Below are 19,199 nucleotides of genomic sequence, written 5' to 3' on the forward strand. Positions count from 1 at the left end.
TTGCTCATGCGGCGAGCCTAGCGGCTCGCGCAGACTGATTTATGCAACAACGCCGCCGGAATGTCACATCAAGACTTGCGTTGCCTCTGGGGACAGTCTGGTAGACACGCAAAGCCTCCCATACATCGGTCGTGAGAAAAGTATTCTCCAGAAAATCAAGATCTCGGCTACCTCCTCGCAGCCCTTTCTTCGGGCTGGACACGATGAAGTTGTAATCGCCGTGAATGATGACGCGTCGCCAAAAACGCATGCCTCGGCACACAAGGTTAGCAAACCGATGACCGGTCTCAGTGCCGATCACAAACTTTTCATAACTCATCTCAATCCAAAATACACAATATCTTGTGTGGATTGTAAAGAGGCAAACGCAGAAACTTCATGCCCAAACGGAGTGGTATGGATATTTCTGGGGCCTTTGGCCAAGTTCTACGTGAAGCCCGCAAGGCCAACAAGCTTTCGCAAGAGCAACTGGCTGAGCTCAGTGGCATGCACGTGAATCACATCAGCTTCATTGAACGGGCCAAGACAAGTCCGTCGCTGCAAGCGATGCAGCAAATTGCGTTGGCCCTGAATGCGCCTTTGTCAGAGCTGATTTTCCAGGCCGAACGCAAAGCCGAAGCAGACAAAACCAGCTCTCGATAGTTCTGCGCGAAATCTCCTCGGCGCCTTTCCATCACGAATGCGTTGAAGCCATTCCAGTGACTTGGCTGGTGGCGTGGACGCCCGCATTCGCAAAGAGTCTGCTGCCTCACCAGCAGACTCGTAAGCCGTAACAATTCATGGATAGGGCCGCTTCTTTCGCAGGTGATGCTAGGTTGACTGCCTAGACCAGTGATTCGCTCCGCAACTTTGGATGTTTCTCGGTACCCCTCCTTTATGGATGTTCTAGGGCAAGAGTGACAGCGCTGCAAAGAAACTGCTTGCTCATTCATGGACCCGCAAGTCCATGAATGGGCGTGCGATGCTATTGAGCAGTCTTACTTCTTCCGGGATCTCTGTGCTGTCTTTTGACGAGTGACGGATTTCTCGACCTGCTTCCAGGAGGTGGAGCGTGGCTTGATGGCATGCGTTGCCTGCACGGAACCGCGAACCACGGCGATCTCAGGCTGTTTGCTTCGCTGGCCACCTTTACGGTGTCCATAGCGTTTTTGCGTGTCTGAACTTTGTTGCCCTAGAGCAGCAGCCAGCTCCTCGACCTCCCAGCCGGACCCGCGCAAATCGGTGGCAAATCTGTGCCTGAAGCAGTAAGGCGTGACATGCAAGGGCCTGTGTGCCTTCCCATACGCAGCCCCCTTGAATACCTTGGCAGACATTCGCTCGTAGTGATCGCGAAGCGCCTGAGGTTTGGAAGTCAACTTCAGTACACCTGCTGCCTGCTGCAATTGAGCTAGGAACCATGGAGGTATTGCATGCGCTGCAAGTTCCATAGTCCGAAGATCTTGTCCTGAGTGCTCTCCTAGCTTCGCCCCTTCAATGGTGACTTTCACGTTCCCAGTTTCCAGCAAACTGACAGTGACACCCGATCGACGAGGTGCCTGATTCGCGTCACCTGCCATGGGGTCTGGAGACGAATCAAACTCTGCAGGACGAATTCCCAACAAGGACTGAATCAGGGCATGTGCTCGATAAATGCTGTTCGAATTTTCATTCGCAGCTCGGAACGCTGCTTGCCAGTCGGGCATGCGGCGATTCAGGATCGAGACCAACGCTTTGGTCTGTGCAAAGGAGGTGTCTTGATTTTTCACAGAGCCATTGCCATGCTTTTTCGCATAAGCGGCCATGCAGCTTTCTCGATCCAATGTGCTGATGAAGGCAATAGATTTCGCAATCTTCTCAAGCTCCAGGGCTGCTGCACTCATCTCGCCCAGCAACGAAGATCTTTGCAATTCAGTAGTCGAATTGCGCCAGGCTTTTTGCAGCTTGTCCTGGTTTTGCAAAGCTTGCGTCAATTGCTCTTCTAGCTGGTAATGCAGCGCTCTGCGCATCGCAAAAAATGAGCCTGGGACACCCGCGTACTTGCCCAGCAATATTCGCAATGCCTGACGAGAGTGTATTTTTGGATCAGACTCCTGCAGGACCTTGCGCTGCTGCTCAAGCACTACCAGCTTGCGTGCATAGTTTTGTTGGGTGCTGGCGCGAACAGGCTGACGGTTGCTGAGCAGTGCACGTGCGGCCTTGACCGCATCCATAAGATGCTTTCGATCATCTGCTGATGCCCAGGCATCAGCAGATGATGCAGCCTCAAGAGGCTGCGAGGCTACGCCTCCTTGCAGCGCAGCCGGGGGCTGCTCGCTCGCCATCGCTTCACCCGTACCGGGTTCAGCAATGGCCGGTGCTTGGCTAACGCCAGTTCCTCCTGACGGCGGAACACGCACCACATTACCAAGGCCATCGGAGAGCTTCGCATCCTCGGTCTTGGTAATGTCCAATTCATTGCGCTGCTTCGCATCGAATTGAGCATCCTTGGCAGCCAAAGAGGCTTTCGTATCGAAGAGGTGATCGGCCTTAGCTGCGAGACGGCGAAGTGCTGAGGTCAACTTCATACGTCACCTCGTTTTTCCTACATGGCTTCGTATTTGCCCTGCAGCCTGTCTAGCTGGCGTTCGGTATCTCGTAGCTGCGCTTGAAGGCTTTCGTATTTTTCGAGGAGGAGATCGTGGGCGACTTGTACCTTGCGAGCTTCCGTCAGCTCATCCTGCGTTTGCTTCAGCTCGCTGGCGATTTCAAGGGCGTTATTTGCATCTTTAATGGCCCGCTCATTGGCGACCACCAATTTATCGGACAGTTCGGCAGTGGACTTTTCGTACTCGGTGCCAACCGCCAGAGCAGACCTCAATTTCGTGTTCAGGTCATGCAATGAGACTGCCAGTTTGCTTTGAGCGAGATTGCATGTCTCTCCCCAAATTTTTTGGGTGAACTCTTGGACAATGGCCTGAGCTGCCTCGGTCATCATCCATTCATCTGCGTTGGGTCGTCCGGCTTTCCACGCCTGGAAATGAGGCCCAACCGTACCTTGGCCTGCGCCAAAGTGCTTTGCGAGTTCTTTGTAAAAATCGCCACGAAAACCTTGTGAGGCTAACAAATCGCAATAAGCAAAAACTGCTTGCTGCGTGGCCTTCGTTTTTGGTGGTTTAGTTTTTTCTTCGTCGTTCATGGACTTCCTTGGTCTGAGTTAAGCAGCCAAGTAAGAACAACGAAGATCTTTCATGTGTAGGTGGTGTAGGGAACGCCTACACCACCTACACATGTTTGCCCGTATTTCTACCTCTACGCCTTTTAAAACAACGAAGGCGATCAAATTGCTGCACCCATCAAAAATTGATGAGCACGGTCCATGCTATGCATTTTTTTGCAGAAAAACCAAGGTGCTGGATTCTAAGAGGGTGTTTTTTCTGACTGCTGCTCATGGCTGCAGGGCGAACTACCGGTCACCGCCTCATAGCGGTCATTCAGAGCGCCAAGACAGTCGCTTCTCCAATGGCTGCTTTCAGGTCAGCAGCAGCCCCTCGCTAACAGGCTGCCCTCGGGATGCTGGAAGTCCGCTATCTCGGCCCGCGAATAGGTACTGTCGACGGCGGATTCAACCGGTCGTACGCTCGCGCCTGATGGGGCTTGACCTCAGGACTTTGGGCACGAGGAAGCCCTCGGCAGGCCGGAGTTGCAGATGGCTTTGATGCGCCTTTTGGCTTCTTCTGCCGTCGAGGGCTGCGCGGCTGCCTTGGCCAGCCATTGAAGGCTTTGCACAATATCCTGCTGATATCCCCACCCGGCTGCATACATGGTTCCCAAATCCAGTTGAGCTTTGGCGTGGCCTTGTCGCGCAGCTAGGGAAAACAGCGTTCCAGCCTGGCTCAAGTCTCGAGGTGCATCCACCCCTTGTGCATAGATGCTTCCCAGGTTGTACTGGGCTGATGCATACCCGCGCGCCGCGGCCTTCTCGTACCAGAATATGGCGCACGCCGCATTCTTTGGGAAATCCTCTCGGCCAGTGGCACAAATGCTGCCGAGATTGAAGGCGGCAACAACGTCACCGGCAGTGGCCGCACTCTCCAGCAAAGCAACCGCCTTCCCTGTGTCTCGCGCTACACCCCGCCCTTCTTCGTAGAGGTTTGACAAATTGACCTTGGCGGCTGAGACACCTTGTTCGGCGGCTCGTTCGAACCATTTTGCGGCCAACACGGCATTTTTCTCGCCCCCGCGGCCCTCTGCGTACAACCCAGCTAGATTGTTTTGCGCCTTCGCGTTACCCAATACAGCCGCAACTTGATACCACCGCCGCGCAGAGTCGTAGTCACCCGAGGCGAAAGCGTTGCGTCCAAAATTGTAGGCGTTGAGCAATCCCGCACACAGGAGAACGATAAGTAGCATCGCCAGCAAAAAATGGCGAAAATTTAGCTTCTGCATGCTCTCTGGCACCTAAGATTTAGAACCTATCTCGGCCGCCGGTGGTGAACGCCGTCATGACGGCGTGAACTGGGCGGTGCGTTTCAATAACCGGCCGGTTGCGGCTGTCTCGGTTCGACCCAGAACCGCCATACAGGTAGAAGTTTCAAAGCCGTCATTCAGCTAGGCTGCAAGCCCTTTTTTGCGTTCTTTTCGTACCAATCTAGGCCGCATGGCCTGAGGCCTAGTGCGGTCTACATTACATTGGGAATTAATGAGACCTCCGATATCTATCGCTCTGGCCTGTGGTGCCATGGCAGTAATCTGTGCAAGCGTAGGTTGGATTGGCATCACTGAGCACCAACTCACAACCGGGGGGAAGCTTGGTATTTCCACATCTTATGGGCTGAGCGCAATAGTGAGTGGTTGGTTGTTCATTGCGGCTGCATTTGGCTTTGTTGGAATTTTGGCGTCGCGTTCGGGCTTTAGAAATGTCATCTGGCTTGGTTTGTCAGTTATCTATTTTTCATTTCTAGCAATCTTCTACTATGCAGCCAACGTACCTTGGCTCTAGCCCGTTGCACAAATCAATCTGCCCATGGCGGGCCGCTTACCTTTTCCATTGAGCGCTCGCTTGTACTCGCTGCTATCAGCACTTCCTGGCCGGTTGCGGCTGTCGCTGTTCGACCCATTGCAGACCTTGAGTGCCTACTTAGCGGTGCTTGTGCAAATTAGATGCGCGCTTCCCGATCAGCATTTTCTTGATAGCGCCTAAGTCGCCTTTCTGAGCTATGGCCTCAATATTTGACGCATTTCTTCTGACAAAGAGCCAGACTACGGCAACCGCAGCAAGAAAGGCAAGCGTGAAGATGACTGAACCGCCATTGACGCTATCGTGAGGTACGAAAAGCCACAAGAAGCCTAAAGTTGTACCGAGAAAAGTGATGAGCATCACTGCTAGAAAGAATTGGCTTTTTCTTTTCATCTTGCGCCTTATCACGCAGGGAAGAACTTCAAAAATAGAGCCAGCAACACCAGCACGACGAACACGCCAAAGAATGAAATAGCCTGAACGTCTGAGTAGTCTTCAATATCCTTGCTTGGTCGAGTCAACCTCGGATACTTACCAAGCGTGAGAATTTTCAGTGCCAAGCAACCTGGCCAGAAAAACACAAGCTCGAAGGCTAGTAGTTTCAATACATTCCCTACGAAGCCCAGAACAGCATCCATATATTTCCTAGCGCAGAAAGGCTGGATTCTGTGAGTAGTGAGTGATTCTTGCTGTTGGGCGGTGTCTGAGTCAATAACCATATCAAATAGCTTGCCCATGCGTCCAAGCAGTCGATGGCCGTTTGCGGCTGTCGCTGTTCGACCCTGAGTCGACGTTCAGCTAGCACACGCGAAAAGTGAATCACACATGATTTATGGAGACCCAACACTTTGAGAAGATTGATCCATGAACAAAAAAGCCAACAAGTTTTTGCCCGAGGGCCGGATGTGAAGAATAAGCTTACTGCGGACGCGGATGACAACATAGTCGAGGCGTCCTATCGCCCGACGAGGGGGCCTACTCTGATCGAGCTGGACCGACGACCATGAAGCAGAGAGATTCAGCGCGTGCGATTATCCTGAATGATCGGAATCAGGTGCTCCTTCTAAGATTCGTGAACGAAACACCCGTCGACCCTGCCAACCCTGACATTCTCGACTACTGGGTCACCCCCGGCGGAGGTTTGGAGAAAGACGAAAGCTTCGAAGATGCAGTGAGGCGGGAGATCGTTGAAGAGCTGGGACTTGACTGTGTCGAAGTACGGGCGCCGATCGGAGAGCGCAAGGTCGTGCTCGATCTACCTGAAAAGGGTTGTGTTCTGAGCTACGAACGATACTTTTCATGTCGCCTGCTCGAAGATGCCGAGCTGAATCAGGGGGGGCTTTCGCAGCTCGAAAAGGACGTGTTCAGGAAGGCTCAGTGGTGGGATCTAGACGACCTGATCCGGTCTGAGGTCATGGTGCGCCCCAGTCGTCTTGTGGACTGGTGCAAGGCTGCACTTGCGCCCGATGAGGCCCGTGAGATCTATCTAGAAGAGTGATGAAGGTCATCTCGGCCCTTGCAGTCGCGTTGCCAGTGTCTACTACGGCGGAGGCACTATGGTCAGCGGTACAAGTCCGACATTCCCCCATATCCGAGCAGGACATGAGCTTGGGGTCAAATATTTCGAAGTCAGCTTTTGCCCGATCTGCGACTGTCGCTGACCGCTCCCTGCGCAGTCTATCAACTAACACTGCTCATGCGGAGCACTGACGTTCGGGTGCAAGGCATTATTAGGCCTCGTTACTTTGCAAGCCAAAGGATGAGTGATGCCACCATCGCCGTAAGTACTGATCACTTGGGAAATGACTATTTGATAGCCATCTAGCCATTGTGCTTGGCGTTGCTTCCCTTGAGTGTGCGAAGGGTGCTTCATGAGTGTTTGTAACGCCTCCATGGAATCCCAGTAGTACACATTTGAGATAAGCCCGGTTTCCTGATTCTCCCAAGCTTCTTCACCCAAATAGCCAGGAATCGACTTGGCGACTTCTGCAATAATTTTGTCCAAGGCGTAGAACTCATCGTCATACTGACCCTTGGAAAATGTGAATGTTGACGTGTACATATTGATGAAGTGGCAGGATTGCGATCAAAACTAGCGGGGCAAGTAGCGAGTTAATCGCTCAGATGTGCTTGAACGAGCAGTGCCATTTGATTTTGCTCATCGATGGGTGAAGTTAGTAGTCCTTGGATGATCGATTGCTGGTTTTTCTTTGGCTGATTCTGGCTGACTTTCCACTTGCCTTGCCAGCGCTTGATCTGAAGATTAATGCCCACAATGCTGCCCAGCAGTTTTGCAGTGAATTCACTGGGAGCATCTGCAACCTTCCATGGTGCCGATTGCGATGCTTCATTGTGATCTGTCAGTTCGGTGAGGATACGAAGTACTTGGTCTGGCTCGTGGATGGCGCTGAGCGAACAGTACGCGTGGACGACCGAATAGTTCCAGGTAGGAACAACCTTTCCGGCTTCTTGTTTTGTGGCATACCAGTTGGGCGAAATGTACGCCGATACACCTTGGAAGACCAGCAACACCTCTTGGTCGGCGGAAAGCTTCCAAAGGGGGTTGTTCTTTGCGACATGCCCAACAAGCGTGCCTAGCCCATCAGGTGTGGCTTCATACAGAAGAGGAATGTGGTCGGCGGTGAGCCTATCTGCACTTTGGCATATGACTGTTGCCAAGGGAAACTGCTTAATAAGATCAATCAGCGCGGCAGGGTTATCTTCTTTGAAAGGTGCAGGGCAGTACATGTCGTTTGAAAAACCTGACAAGATTTGAAGATTAGCCAGTTTAGGCTTCCGATTAGATAAATATGCCCCGATTGCTGGCCGTCAGAGGATGCGAACAGAGCTTAACTATGTATACAAAATTGAAATTTAAGATCAGCTACCGGAGTTGGTGGCTGATCTCAGCCTCAAGGTGTCTACTTGAGCTCAATGGGGGAACGACTGCAGTTGGTCGTTTGCGGCTGTCGCTGTTCGATTGCTGCCTGTGGTCCGTACAGGCAATGGTTGGCGAGTTTGTAGGCATGCTCAAAAAGCGAGACGCCTAGGTAAGCGCATTTAACGGCCCGGTTGTTGTAGAGAGGGGCTGATTGAGCGGCTGCAATAGTCATACCACTAGACCCGTTGACCTTAAAGTCACTTCAAACTTTAAGGTATGTGGCACAACATTCTGTATTTGCCCTCACATGCCTACCCAACCACCATCGCGGAATAATTTTGCTTGGCTGTCTTTGCGAGTGCCCCCAGTGGCGCTTTCCGCATTATTCGCCGCTGCAATGTGGTTTCTTCCCGATGTCTTAACGGTACTGATTCCAGGCGGATGGGTGGTGGCAACCGCGCTGGCCACGGTGGGAGGGGCCTTCTGCATTGCTGGCGTTCTGGCATTTCGGCACGCAAAAACCACGGTCAACCCGGTCAATCCTGAGACCTCGACAGCGCTGGTCGTGCATGGGGTTTTTCGTCTGACACGCAACCCCATGTATCTGGGCTTCGCATTTTTACTCTTGGCCTTCGCAGTGTGGTTGGGAAAGATGTCAGCGATGCTCCTCGTGCCGTTATTTATGACGTATCTGCAGCGCTTCCAGGTACGACTTGAGGAAGATGCTTTGCACATGCGATTTGGAGCTTCGTTCGATACCTATCGTCATCAGGTGCGGCGCTGGCTCTAAGTTTGAGCAACAACACGTGCTGAATGACAAATTGAATCCACAGCCAGAAGCGGAGCTACGTGAATGAAGCAAAATCGGTTCGGACTTGCCCCTCACTTTTGTATCAATAAGGACTGACTGTCTCAATGCCTACGCCTGAGCGCTTCTTCACTGATGCCCTCCAAAACATCAACAATCGTACGATTCTTGAACGCTGGGAGGATTTGAATCTTCCGGATGGCTGGCTTGTGGCTGGTTGCCTGTTTCAGACCATCTGGAATTTGCAGGCTAGCCAAGAACCCGATGCATCAATCAAAGACTACGACCTTTTCTACTACGACCCCTCAGATACCTCAGAAGCGGCGGAGCAAAAGGTTCAAAGTCATGTTGACCACGTGTTAGGGGACTTAGGCACGAGGATCGAAGTTGCCAACCAGGCACGCGTTCACTTATGGTATGAGTCCTATTTCGGCTATCCATGTCAGACGCTGTGTAGCTCAGCCGATGGCATCGAGAGGTTTCTTATTCCTGCCACCTGCGTGGGAATTAAGCCAGGCGAGATTTACGCCCCTAACGGGCTCGACTTGGTCTACAAAGGCGTGTTAACAATGAATCCATTGACGCCGCATCGCGACCTGTTTCAACTGAAGGCGCAATCCTATCTTGCTCGCTGGCCATCGCTAAGTATCGTGATGCCAGATGGCATGGAAGCAGAGGTTCAGCAAGCAGCCAATGGCCGCTGAATCAACTTCCGCTCAAAGTCGGTCAGCGACAGACACAGACCAGCCAGAAGTGGTCATTTCCGATGTCAAAAACCTGATGGTCTCCGCAGGAAAAAATAGCTTAGGTGTTTTCCAAAATGAATTCGGAAACGTTATTAAGACTTTCGCTGCTGTAGCAAGCAAGTGGCGACTTTGAGGCTGACTTCCAAATGGCTCGCATTCCCAGCCTGACTGCTGGTTCAATGTCCGCCTTTAAGTCATCTCCGACAAAGATTGCTTCGCCTGCCAATACACCCAACTGAGTCAAACACGCCAGAAAGATCTCGGGATCTGGCTTCTTGCGACCGAACCCTCCTGACGTGACAATTGCGTCGATATGCTCCGAGATACCCATGCCAATAATCTTGCTTCTCTGAAAGGTATCACGACCATTCGTGACTATGCCGACTTTGAGACCGTGCGCCTTGAGTGACTCAAGCATCTCTTGGGTACCAACGAATGGCTTGGCTGACTTACCTAGATTGGCATCGAACTGATTGAGTAGCAACGCTTCGATGTCGCGTGGGATATCAAACAGTTGCGCGAGGCGAGAGAATACTTCAGTCTTTTCAATTCTCAAGTTGTTGAGATCTACAAACGATGTTTGCCAAAATTTGGCATCGACCCCAAGCGAGGCTAGTTCGAAGGAATAGTATTGTTCCTTGGCGACTGTGCGTAGGGTCGCGGACTTGTCGTGCAATGTGTCGTCAAGGTCGAAGATTACAGCTCGAAAATGCATGAAGTCCTGAAGCAATTTATCCTGAAGAAATTGCAAGATAGGTTGGACGTTGCGGCCAATTCATGAGATTACCGTTTTCTAAAGTTGTTTGTTGCCACCTCTTTAGGAATAACTTATATGGTAATCGTTGAATGCTCTGGAGTGGGCGCAGGAAGACTGAAAGGTGCGAACAACGACAACCGCAACCGCAACCGACAAACAGAAGCCGCTGAAACCAAGCATCAAATGAAAGCACGATAGAACGTATGCTTTCATCTTTCGCATCCTGTCTCGATAGTAGGATATCTAAATTGCGTAAGTCCTATTTGTCATTTTCTGTTGACAGTTGGCCAGTAACCAGCAGAATCGCCAACTTTTTACAACAGGATATCGCTCATGCAACGGGTTGTGATTTTGGGTAACGCTGGCAGTGGGAAATCTACCCTTGCTCGTGCATTGGGTTCACGCCTTGACCTGACTGTCGTCCACCTTGACACGCTGTTCTGGGAGCCCGGCTGGATTGAGTCCGAGACTGAAAAATTCCGTGAACGGGTCCGCGGCGCAACGGCAGTTGATACCTGGGTCAGTGAAGGCAACTATGCTCGACGCACTTTTGACTTGCGTTTATCCCGCGCAGACTTGGTCATATGGCTGGATACACCGCGATGGACTTGTTTGCTGCGGGTGGTGATGCGAAGCTTCATGAAACGCCCTCGAGCCGACTTACCAACAGGTTGCAAAGAGAAGTTCGACCGTGATTTTCTGATTTTTTTAAAGTTCGTATGGCAATTTGATCGAGATTACCGCCCAGGTATTGAGGCGAAACGCCTAGCGATAGGTCCGGACGTTCCGGTGGTGCATCTATGCGGAACGCAGCAAATTACCTCGTTCCTAAATACGTTGCCTATAACATCTGTCGCCAAAAAACACTAATTCAGTGGCAGCCGAAAAATCTGTTTATGACACGAATTGACAGCTTCGCAGAGGAGAAGTTGGATCGCCAAGGGTCCATGATTCCGGCCACAAGCAGACATCGGTATCGATAAAATAATCTGAGGCAATCGGAAAACCAATTACGCCCAGACAAAACCTGTCCAGTGGTCATTCGAGGCCAAGGCGCTATCGAAATATTGGCATTCGAGCACCCTTTGGCAGGTCTGCAACTTGTCAAGGGCACGATTGAGCCAGGCGAGAACTCCAGAGATGCTGCACTGCGTGAGCTACGTGAAGAAAGCGGGCTAAACGCATTCACAGTCTTGGCTGATTTAGGCATTTGGACATCAGGCTACAAGAGCCAGATTTGGGCATTCCATCTCTGCGGCATAGACAGCCTGCCTGACTCTTGGATATATAGAACCGGCGATGGCGGTGGGCATAACTTCAAGTTCTTTTGGCATCCACTGTCGCAGCAGCCCAACGAGCAATGGCACTGGGTATTTCACGGGGCACTGAAATACATTGCTAGCAAATTACCTGTACGTCACAGTTGAATGCTCTGGATCGACTAAAGACCGTGCTCCCGCCCATGTTTTACCTTTGAGAAAACTCCAAGTATGAATCCTCATCCTTTGAATATTCGAAACTATTCAGCGTCAGATTTGGAGGGGGCATTTCAGCTCTTAACAAGCAATGGATGGTCTCATCGCATCTCAAACCTTGAGTTTCTGGAGCGACTGGTTTCAGCATCTCAGCGAGTAGTTGTCGCCATGGCGCAAGACAAAGTGATTGGGTTTGGACGAGCAATTACAGACGGGATCTCCAACGGTTATCTGTCGATGTTGGTTGTTGCACCTGAGTGGCGAGGTCGAGGAATTGGCCGGAGTCTAGTGGAAGAAATTGTGAGAGGCGGTGAAGGCGTCACTTGGATGCTCCGAGCATCTCGCTCTCAGGCACCAGAATTTTTTACGAAACTTGGGTTTATGCCGTCGTTCGATGCAATGGAGCGTGCCCGCAAACACACAAGCTAGAAGTCAGCGCCAATCGCGGCAATGGGGCGATCTGTGCCAAAGCCTCCAGGCAGAAGCTGACAGCCGAAGTGCTTAGGATAGAGGTTTTCGATATGGAGGCTGAGTTGTGCCAGAGACCTATCTGGGGAGTTGTTTATGTGCCCGAGTCAGCTACAAGCTGCTGACGCCGCCTAAAGCGGTAAGCCATTGCCATTGTGGACAGTGCAGAAAAAGTCATGGGGCCGCGTTCGCCTCGTACGGAGCTGTACCTCGTAGTGACTTACTCATCACCAGCGGGGAGTTGGATATCAGCTCTTATGCATCGTCGGAATCGGTGTTTCGGCAGTTTTGCCAGCACTGTGGTTCTTCCTTGTTTTGGTCTCAGAAAGCAGGCGACCACGCTGATTGGATATGCATCGCTTTGGGCACGTTGGACTCACCTTTTAAGTCTCTCAAACAAAAGCATGTGCACCTGGAATCGCAGCCTGCATGGTCAAATTTCTCCGCACATTGCGTGCAGCCTGACTGACCGCTCAGGGTCGAACAGCGACATCTGCAAACGGCCCGTAGCCGTCATCGGGATTCATGGCTCAATGATGGCTTAAGGCTACACGCCCCCACCGTGGGGCTCAATAGCCTAGAGCTAGCAAGCATGGGCATGACTTATGCAGAGGATTCCTAATCCTTGGCCGGGAAAAATTTTTGCACCAGAGGGTGCAGCACTTGCCTGCTTGCCCCAATCGCAAAAAAGTGCTCCTCAACGCCCTCGCTGTCGCCCAAACGCTGCACTGCATACCGGCTCGTCAACTCTTGGTGAACCAAGCTCGCCATTGGGAAGACGCCCATGCCTGCCGCGCCAAATGTCTTGAGCAGCGCGCTGTCCTCGAATTCGCCGATCACGTGCGGGTGGATGGCTATACGCTCAAACCACTGATCGAGCCTTGATCGAACGGCTGCATGTCTGGTGGGTAGCAGCACTGGAACTTGGGCCAGTGAGTGCGGAAAGTTATGGCTGGCAGCGGCATACAGCGATGCTGGGGCATACCAAGCGATGGGTGATGAGCCCAACGAGTGGCTGTAGACCTTGAGATTGGGATTGAGCGGGGCGGCACGATCTGCAAGGACTACATCCAGTCGGTGCAGAGCAAGATCACCCAGCAAATCCTCAAACTCGTCAACCAGGCACAGGAGCCTGAGGTTCGGCTCCTGGATCACGCGCTGCATCAAACTCTGAACTGCTAACTTTGGCAATTCGTCAGAGATTCCAACAATCAAACGCACGCTCGGCGCACCCACGGCATCACGCACTACAGCCGGCAGTTGCTCCCCAAGCTGGAAGATTTTCTCTGCCTGCTGCATGGCGGCCAGTCCTGCATCCGTCAGCACAACCCCACGCCCTGCGGGCTTGAGCAAGACATACCCGAGAGAACGTTCTAACTCGCGAACCTGGGTGCTCACGGTTTGCACTGCCATACCTAAACGCTCTGCAGCACGGGCCATGCCACCTTCTTTGGCGACAACCCAGAAGTAGTAAAGATGCCGGTAACTGAAGCCAGGACTCATTGTTCGGCTTTACAGAGCTATTACTTCTTAATTATCTGCTTTTACAAATCTGCTGAATCGCTATGGTTGGCTTCATTCCATGTAAGGAGAAGCACCATGTTGAGAGTTCTTGTCCCATCAGATGGCTCGGCCAATTCGCTGTATGCCATACGTTACGTGATCGACGAGTTCAAGAAGCGCCAAGATCTTGAAATCCACCTCCTCAATGTGCAGCCGCTCTTTTCAAAACTCATCACGGATTACATCGACAAGAGTGACCGAATGGAGTTTCACCAAGAGCAGACGGACGCGGCGCTCTTAACGACTCGGCAAATGCTGGATGCTGCCGGGATTCCTTATAGCGTGCACTCAGAACTTGGCAACAAGGTTGACTGTATTGTGGATGCCGCTCGCAGACTCCATTGCGACAGCATCATCATGAGCACTGCGCGGAAAAGCTCTCTGGTACGTTTGATCGAAAACTCGGTCACCAACCAAGTCTTGGAACGAACGAGCGTTCCCGTGGAAGTGATTGCCGGGGAAGCGGCCTCCAAGTTTGAGCGTATCGGCATTCCCGCTGGCGTCGGGGCAGGCGCCGGCATCGTTGCCTTGTGGATGGCATCCAGTTGAAACATCGCAGCAGCCGATCAGTGCAAGCCAAGCATTCCTGAATCAGAGCGAAGAGGCAAGCTGCGCCCGGAGCCTTCCTATGAACAACCTCGAAACACTGGCTACGGGCCCGATGTGGCTCGGTTTTATCTCCTTTGTCCTAGTCATGCTGGCCCTGGATCTGTTTGTTCTGGGTGGCAACAAGGTTCACCGGGTATCGGTCAGGGAGGCGGCCTGCTGGACAGTGACCTGGATGACCCTTGCTGCCACATTCGGCGTTTTGCTGTGGTGGTATCTGGATATGACGGTTGGTCGCGAAATTGCCAACCGCAAGGCGCTGGAGTTTTTTACCGGCTACCTCATTGAACAGGCACTGTCGATAGACAACATGTTCGTGTTCGTGATGATCTTTACCTACTTCGCCGTTCCCCCAGAGTTGCAGCGCCGAGTGCTGCTGTATGGCGTTTTGGGGGCAATCGTGATGCGTGCCATCATGATTCTGGGTGGCATCTGGCTGGTTTCCGAATTTGCCTGGGTACTCTACGTTTTTGGACTGCTTCTCGTGGTCACGGGGGCCAAGATGTTGTTCATGGCCGATAAAAAGCCTGACCTGGAAAAGAATCCACTCTTACGCTGGTTGCGCGGTCACATGCGTATCGCGCCAGACTTTCACGGGCAGTCCTTTTTCGTTCGGATCGATGGTTTGCGCTATGCAACACCCATGTTTTTGGTTCTTTTGATGATCGAGGCGAGTGACCTCGTCTTTGCCGTAGACAGCATCCCGGCCATCTTTGCTGTCACCACGGACCCATTTATTGTTTTTACATCCAACATCTTTGCGATATTAGGCTTGAGGGCACTGTACTTTTTACTAGCCGATATGGCCGAACGCTTTTATCTACTCAAGTACGGACTGGCACTGGTACTGATCTACATTGGCGGCAAGATGCTGGCGATGCCCTGGTTTCATATGCCGGTGCATTGGTCGTTGCTCATTGTTGGCTCAATTGTTCTGATTTCCGTGCTGCTCAGCATGAAACGCTCTACTCATAAACCATCCTGCACGGTTTTATGAGCGATGCAAAGCAGTCACTGCGCTGTAAACCCAATGACAGCAGCAGGGGCGGCAGCACCATTCATCACTTGCAAAGGCAGGCGCCCGGGTGCTGCTGGCTATGGCAACATAGTCCAATGACTGATCTGGGATATGAAGCGGAAATCTAGGCCAAATTCCCCTATGGTCTGCTTCCGACAAGATCGGTCACTGAACGGAAGTGAGCTGAATGGCCGAAACCAGCTTGATCAGGAACATTCAAGTAGAAAAGCTTGGAGTATTGGTAGCCGGTGACATCGCACTGCTTTGGCTACTCTTGGCTGAAACCAGCTAGCGCTGAATGCCGCAACAACTGTCGTTTGTGATGTGAGCGCAACACTTTTTTGCGATGGAAAGTGCTGATTTGTGCGAGATTGTTCGTAGAAGTTTTCCGTACTTCTTCCGTATTCCGCACAAAAAATGCCCGCTTGTTAGCGGGCACTTTCGTTGCAAGCTCTGGTTTTGCTTGCGATATTTGGTAGGCGCGATTGGACTCGAACCAACGACCCCCACCATGTCAAGGTGGTGCTCTAACCAGCTGAGCTACGCGCCTGTTTCGTTGATGAAGCAATTGTAGCACGGGTTTTCCACTCATTTTTTGAGAGCGAAAACTTTCTTGCCAATCATTGCATTCAGCGTCGTCTTGCCGAGCGCACCCCCGATACGTTGGCCACAATGCCCAGCACCTTGCTCAGGCGCCCGGAGTCAGCGACCTCTACCGTGAATGTCATCCAGGCAGTGCCCTTAACGGACTGAGTCTGTACGCCGATTACGTTGGTCTTCTCTCGTGCAAACACGTCCGAGATATCGCGCAGCAGGCCTTGTCGGTCGGCTGCTTCTACGGCGACATCGACTGGGTAGACCGGGCCGCCCTTTTCCGCATTCTTGGGTTGACCCCAATCAACTTCAATCACGCGCTCTGGGCTTTTGGCTGCCATCTCGCGGAAGTTGGTGCAATCGCAGCGGTGTACGCTCACGCCCTTACCGCGCGTCACAAAGCCGCCGATATCATCGGGTGGCGCAGGCTTACAGCACTTGGCTAGTTGCGTCATGAGGGAGTCAACCCCCACGACTAGCACGCCACCTCTGGATGAGTCATGGCCTCGTGCCTTGCGCACGGGAATGAAGGACTCTTCCACAGCCACATCTTCGCTGGGGCGCAGTACGGCTTCGATATTGCGCAGCGAGTATTCGTCTTTGCCAACCACTTCAAACAGTGCATCGGCAGATTTGAAGCCGAGCAACCCCGCCAGATCTTCCAGCTTGACGGCCGTCTTGCCTTCGCGCTGCAGCAGCTTTTCAACGGATTCACGACCGCGCGATACGGTTTCATGCGTGGCCTGGGCATTGAACCAGGCGCGCACCTTGGCTTTGGCACGGTTGCTGACCAGATAGCCCAGGTCAGCATTGAGCCAGTCTCGCGAGGGACGATCTTCTTTGGCGGTGTTGATCTCTACGGTCTGCCCGCTTTCCAGCGCCGTGTTGAGCGGCACCATGACACCATCAACCCGCGCACCGCGGCAGCGATGACCCAGGCTTGTGTGTACGGAGTAGGCAAAGTCCACCGGCGTAGCGCCCTGCGGCAGCTCAATCACTGCGGCATCGGGGGTCAGCACATAGATGCGGTCTTCAAACAGGCCGCGCTGGGCCGAACCTGTCAGATCACTGCCCCAGGCCAGCAACTGGCGTAGCACGGCGATCTTGGCGTCGTACTCACTGGACGCCGATACGCCAGCATAGCCCTTGGTACCTGCTTCTTTATAGGCCCAGTGCGCGGCCACGCCATGCTCAGCATGGTCGTGCATGGCTTGCGTGCGGATCTGAATTTCAATCGTGCGACCGGTTTCATCGCGCACCACGGTGTGCAGCGACTGGTAGCCGTTCGGCTTAGGCTTGGCGATGTAATCGTCAAACTCTTTTTCCAGCGGTGTGAATTGCTCATGCACCCAGGACAGCGCTGCATAGCAGTCCTTGACCGTAGGCACGATGACGCGCATCGCTCGAATGTCGAAGAGCTGGTCAAAGCTCAGCGACTTGCCACGCATCTTCTTGGCAATGCTATAGATATGCTTGGGGCGGCCCTGTACTGAAGCGCTGATGCTGTGGGCGCGCAAATCAGCCTCAAGCCGACCGCGCATCTGCTCCATATAGAGTTCTCGCTCTACCCGCTTCTCATCTAAAAGGCGGGCAATTTGGCGATAGGTGTCTGGCTCCAGAAAGCGGAAGGACAGATCTTCCAGCTCCCACTTGATCTGCCAGATGCCCAGGCGATTGGCCAATGGTGCAAAGACATACAGTGCCTCACGCGCAATGCTGGGCGAGACCACACTTTTTTCAGCCGCGTAATAGCGCAGCGTCTGAAGACGCGATGCCAAGCGCAGTAACACCACACGCAGATCACGCGAGAAGCCCAGCAGCATCTTGCGCACGTTCTCAGTCTGGGTCGCAATGCCATCCACATGCTGGGTGCTCAACTCGGCATCTCGCGCCTGCTGCTGCACGCGGATGAGCTTGATGGTTTCCACCGCCAAAGTGGCGAAATTGTCGCCAAAGGCCTTGGCAATGACTTCCTGCGGCTTGTTCAGGTGCACGCTGGCATGCACCAGATAGATGGCAGCCTGCATGGTTTCAGAGCCGCCAATCTTCTTGAGAATGGCGGCCACCGCATCAGCATGAGCCAGGGTGTTCTCCCCCGTCTCCATGACTTCACCGGCAATCAGCGGCTCGGCAAATGCACGCGCACGCTCCAGGGCATTGGCCTGCTCGGGAAGCATCTCCGAGGTGGCCATGATCAGATGCGGCGTCGGCTCCGTAATCTTGGGTGCGGCGTCAGAGACTTGGGTTGCGTTATCGCTGGTCTTCATTCAGCTTCCTCTTGAGCTTGCTGCGCAAGACTGATGCTTGCCGGCAAACCCTTCTCCCCTTGTAAAAACTTTCGTATCAACGCCACCTGTCCCGGCGCGACCAATGTTGGAGCATGGCCTACGCCTTCCAGTTCCGTGCAATGCGCCTTGGGGCCTCGTTCGGCCATGGCCTGAGCAGTACTTGCAGATAGCAGGTCGGAATCTGCACCACGAATCAGCAAAACTTGCGCCTTAATCTGGTCATACAACTGCCAGAGCAAGGTCTCGCCCGCCTGTGCCGTCTCACGGGTCATCAGCACCATGGGTGCGGATATTTTCGGGTCGTAATGCAGCACCACGCCGCCTTGCGGATTCGGTTTAACCATGGCTTGCGAGAGTGTGCTCCACTGCTCGTCGGTATGCGGGCCAAACCCCTCAGATATTTGGCGCATGGCGGCTGCGGCGCCCTCAAAGTTGGGAAATTGCAAGCTTTTGCCCACATAAGAGCCAATGCGCTCCAGCGATGCCCACTCAATGACAGGCCCCACATCGTTGAGCACCATGCGCCGCACCGGAACAGGCAGCGGCAGACCGGGCTGGCCGGTGATGCCCATGCCAATCAGCCCGCCCATGCTGGTGCCTACCCAGTCCAGCGTCTCGATTGGTGCCTGCGCATGCAACTGGGCCAGCAGCGCCAGCATGTCGGCGGCGTACATCGGCACCTGATAGGCCATGGGGTCAGCCAGCCAGTCGCTCTCGCCACGCCCCACTACATCGGGGCAGATCACGCGGGCAAAGCGGCTGAGTGTGGCCGCCAGCACATCAAAATCACGCCCTTGGCGCGAGAGGCCATGCACGCAGACGATGACATGCGGATGGGCGGCATTGCCAGTGTTGTTCCACTCCCAGTACGCCATGCGGTGCATGCCCTCGGGCACCGCCTCGATCTCTTTTCTGCGCTGGGCATTGGCCCAGGTGGGAGCCACTGCAGAAGCTCCGGGACACGATACGTAATTCAGCGTAGGTTGATTCATGGAGAGCGCACTTTGAAAGCCGGGGCCG

21 protein-coding genes and 1 tRNA gene are annotated in these 19,199 nt (G+C 53.2%); 10 read left to right on the forward strand and 12 right to left on the reverse strand.

Annotation, left to right across the window (positions count from 1 at the left end):
- Window positions 1-378 precede the first annotated feature (378 nt).
- Complete coding sequence (locus tag RSF91_RS16675) at window positions 379-642, forward strand: helix-turn-helix domain-containing protein (RefSeq protein ID WP_332569476.1); 264 nt, start codon at window positions 379-381, stop codon at window positions 640-642.
- A gap of 335 nt (window positions 643-977) precedes the next feature.
- Here the strand turns inward: RSF91_RS16675 and RSF91_RS16680 are convergent, their stop codons facing one another.
- The 5 genes from RSF91_RS16680 to RSF91_RS16700 all read right to left on the reverse strand — a co-directional run bounded on the left by RSF91_RS16680 (window position 978) and on the right by RSF91_RS16700 (window position 5,613).
- The gene (locus tag RSF91_RS16680) at window positions 978-2,543 is read right to left on the reverse strand and encodes a site-specific integrase (RefSeq protein ID WP_332569477.1); all 1,566 of its coding nucleotides are present in this window, start codon (window positions 2,541-2,543) and stop codon (window positions 978-980) included.
- 17 nt (window positions 2,544-2,560) lie between these two features.
- Complete coding sequence (locus RSF91_RS16685) at window positions 2,561-3,154, reverse strand: DNA-binding protein (RefSeq protein WP_332569478.1); 594 nt, start codon at window positions 3,152-3,154, stop codon at window positions 2,561-2,563.
- Window positions 3,155-3,618: 464 nt separating this feature from the next.
- Entirely contained in the window at window positions 3,619-4,404 is a 786-nt protein-coding gene (locus tag RSF91_RS16690) for a tetratricopeptide repeat protein (protein WP_332569479.1), read from the reverse strand.
- Between the two features lie 691 nt (window positions 4,405-5,095).
- Window positions 5,096-5,368 (reverse strand): hypothetical protein, encoded by a 273-nt coding sequence (locus tag RSF91_RS16695; protein ID WP_332569480.1) that lies wholly within the window; start codon window positions 5,366-5,368, stop codon window positions 5,096-5,098.
- A gap of 11 nt (window positions 5,369-5,379) precedes the next feature.
- Window positions 5,380-5,613, reverse strand: a complete 234-nt coding sequence (locus RSF91_RS16700) for a hypothetical protein (RefSeq protein WP_332569481.1) — start codon at window positions 5,611-5,613, stop codon at window positions 5,380-5,382.
- Window positions 5,614-5,978: 365 nt separating this feature from the next.
- Between RSF91_RS16700 and RSF91_RS16705 the strand changes: the two genes are divergently transcribed.
- Window positions 5,979-6,473: an NUDIX domain-containing protein gene (locus RSF91_RS16705; RefSeq protein WP_332569482.1), complete on the forward strand. Its 495-nt coding sequence runs from the start codon at window positions 5,979-5,981 to the stop codon at window positions 6,471-6,473.
- 186 nt (window positions 6,474-6,659) lie between these two features.
- On the opposite strand, the gene RSF91_RS16710 is transcribed toward RSF91_RS16705, so the two are convergent.
- Complete coding sequence (locus RSF91_RS16710; protein WP_332569483.1) at window positions 6,660-7,037, reverse strand: antibiotic biosynthesis monooxygenase family protein; 378 nt, start codon at window positions 7,035-7,037, stop codon at window positions 6,660-6,662.
- Window positions 7,038-7,087: 50 nt separating this feature from the next.
- Entirely contained in the window at window positions 7,088-7,723 is a 636-nt protein-coding gene (locus RSF91_RS16715) for an FMN-binding negative transcriptional regulator (RefSeq protein ID WP_332569484.1), read from the reverse strand.
- A 530-nt stretch (window positions 7,724-8,253) separates the two neighbouring features.
- Here RSF91_RS16715 and RSF91_RS16720 point away from each other — a divergent pair.
- Both RSF91_RS16720 and RSF91_RS16725 read left to right on the forward strand, forming a co-directional pair.
- Entirely contained in the window at window positions 8,254-8,646 is a 393-nt protein-coding gene (locus RSF91_RS16720) for a methyltransferase family protein (protein WP_332569485.1), read from the forward strand.
- Between the two features lie 125 nt (window positions 8,647-8,771).
- Window positions 8,772-9,368, forward strand: coding sequence for a nucleotidyltransferase family protein (locus RSF91_RS16725; RefSeq protein ID WP_332569486.1), 597 nt, complete (start codon window positions 8,772-8,774; stop codon window positions 9,366-9,368).
- Between the two features lie 100 nt (window positions 9,369-9,468).
- On the opposite strand, the gene RSF91_RS16730 is transcribed toward RSF91_RS16725, so the two are convergent.
- Window positions 9,469-10,125: an HAD family hydrolase gene (locus RSF91_RS16730; RefSeq protein WP_332569487.1), complete on the reverse strand. Its 657-nt coding sequence runs from the start codon at window positions 10,123-10,125 to the stop codon at window positions 9,469-9,471.
- Between the two features lie 375 nt (window positions 10,126-10,500).
- Between RSF91_RS16730 and RSF91_RS16735 the strand changes: the two genes are divergently transcribed.
- From RSF91_RS16735 to RSF91_RS16750, 4 genes are all read left to right on the forward strand, one after another.
- Window positions 10,501-11,037, forward strand: coding sequence for a hypothetical protein (locus RSF91_RS16735; protein ID WP_332569488.1), 537 nt, complete (start codon window positions 10,501-10,503; stop codon window positions 11,035-11,037).
- 164 nt (window positions 11,038-11,201) lie between these two features.
- Window positions 11,202-11,594 carry an NUDIX hydrolase gene (locus tag RSF91_RS16740; protein WP_332569489.1) on the forward strand — a complete coding sequence of 131 codons (393 nt, stop codon included), beginning with the start codon at window positions 11,202-11,204 and terminating at the stop codon, window positions 11,592-11,594.
- Window positions 11,595-11,657: 63 nt separating this feature from the next.
- Window positions 11,658-12,071 (forward strand): GNAT family N-acetyltransferase, encoded by a 414-nt coding sequence (locus tag RSF91_RS16745; RefSeq protein ID WP_332569490.1) that lies wholly within the window; start codon window positions 11,658-11,660, stop codon window positions 12,069-12,071.
- 106 nt (window positions 12,072-12,177) lie between these two features.
- Window positions 12,178-12,579 carry a GFA family protein gene (locus RSF91_RS16750; protein WP_332569491.1) on the forward strand — a complete coding sequence of 134 codons (402 nt, stop codon included), beginning with the start codon at window positions 12,178-12,180 and terminating at the stop codon, window positions 12,577-12,579.
- A 149-nt stretch (window positions 12,580-12,728) separates the two neighbouring features.
- Here the strand turns inward: RSF91_RS16750 and RSF91_RS16755 are convergent, their stop codons facing one another.
- Window positions 12,729-13,613, reverse strand: coding sequence for a LysR family transcriptional regulator (locus RSF91_RS16755; RefSeq protein WP_332569492.1), 885 nt, complete (start codon window positions 13,611-13,613; stop codon window positions 12,729-12,731).
- A gap of 96 nt (window positions 13,614-13,709) precedes the next feature.
- Here RSF91_RS16755 and RSF91_RS16760 point away from each other — a divergent pair, with 96 nt between their 5' ends.
- Both RSF91_RS16760 and RSF91_RS16765 read left to right on the forward strand, forming a co-directional pair.
- Entirely contained in the window at window positions 13,710-14,222 is a 513-nt protein-coding gene (locus RSF91_RS16760) for a universal stress protein (protein WP_332569493.1), read from the forward strand.
- 79 nt (window positions 14,223-14,301) lie between these two features.
- The gene (locus tag RSF91_RS16765) at window positions 14,302-15,276 is read left to right on the forward strand and encodes a TerC family protein (protein ID WP_332569494.1); all 975 of its coding nucleotides are present in this window, start codon (window positions 14,302-14,304) and stop codon (window positions 15,274-15,276) included.
- 494 nt (window positions 15,277-15,770) lie between these two features.
- On the opposite strand, the gene RSF91_RS16770 is transcribed toward RSF91_RS16765, so the two are convergent.
- The 3 genes from RSF91_RS16770 to RSF91_RS16780 form a co-directional block, all read right to left on the reverse strand.
- Window positions 15,771-15,847 (reverse strand) — tRNA-Val (locus RSF91_RS16770).
- A gap of 79 nt (window positions 15,848-15,926) precedes the next feature.
- Window positions 15,927-18,158 carry a RelA/SpoT family protein gene (locus RSF91_RS16775; protein WP_332569495.1) on the reverse strand — a complete coding sequence of 744 codons (2,232 nt, stop codon included), beginning with the start codon at window positions 18,156-18,158 and terminating at the stop codon, window positions 15,927-15,929.
- Entirely contained in the window at window positions 18,155-19,171 is a 1,017-nt protein-coding gene (locus RSF91_RS16780; RefSeq protein ID WP_332569500.1) for an alpha/beta fold hydrolase, read from the reverse strand. Before RSF91_RS16780 ends, RSF91_RS16775 begins: the two co-directional genes overlap by 4 nt.
- Window positions 19,172-19,199 lie beyond the last annotated feature (28 nt).

Source organism: Comamonas sp. (assembly GCF_036643215.1).
GTDB lineage: Bacteria > Pseudomonadota > Gammaproteobacteria > Burkholderiales > Burkholderiaceae_C > Comamonas.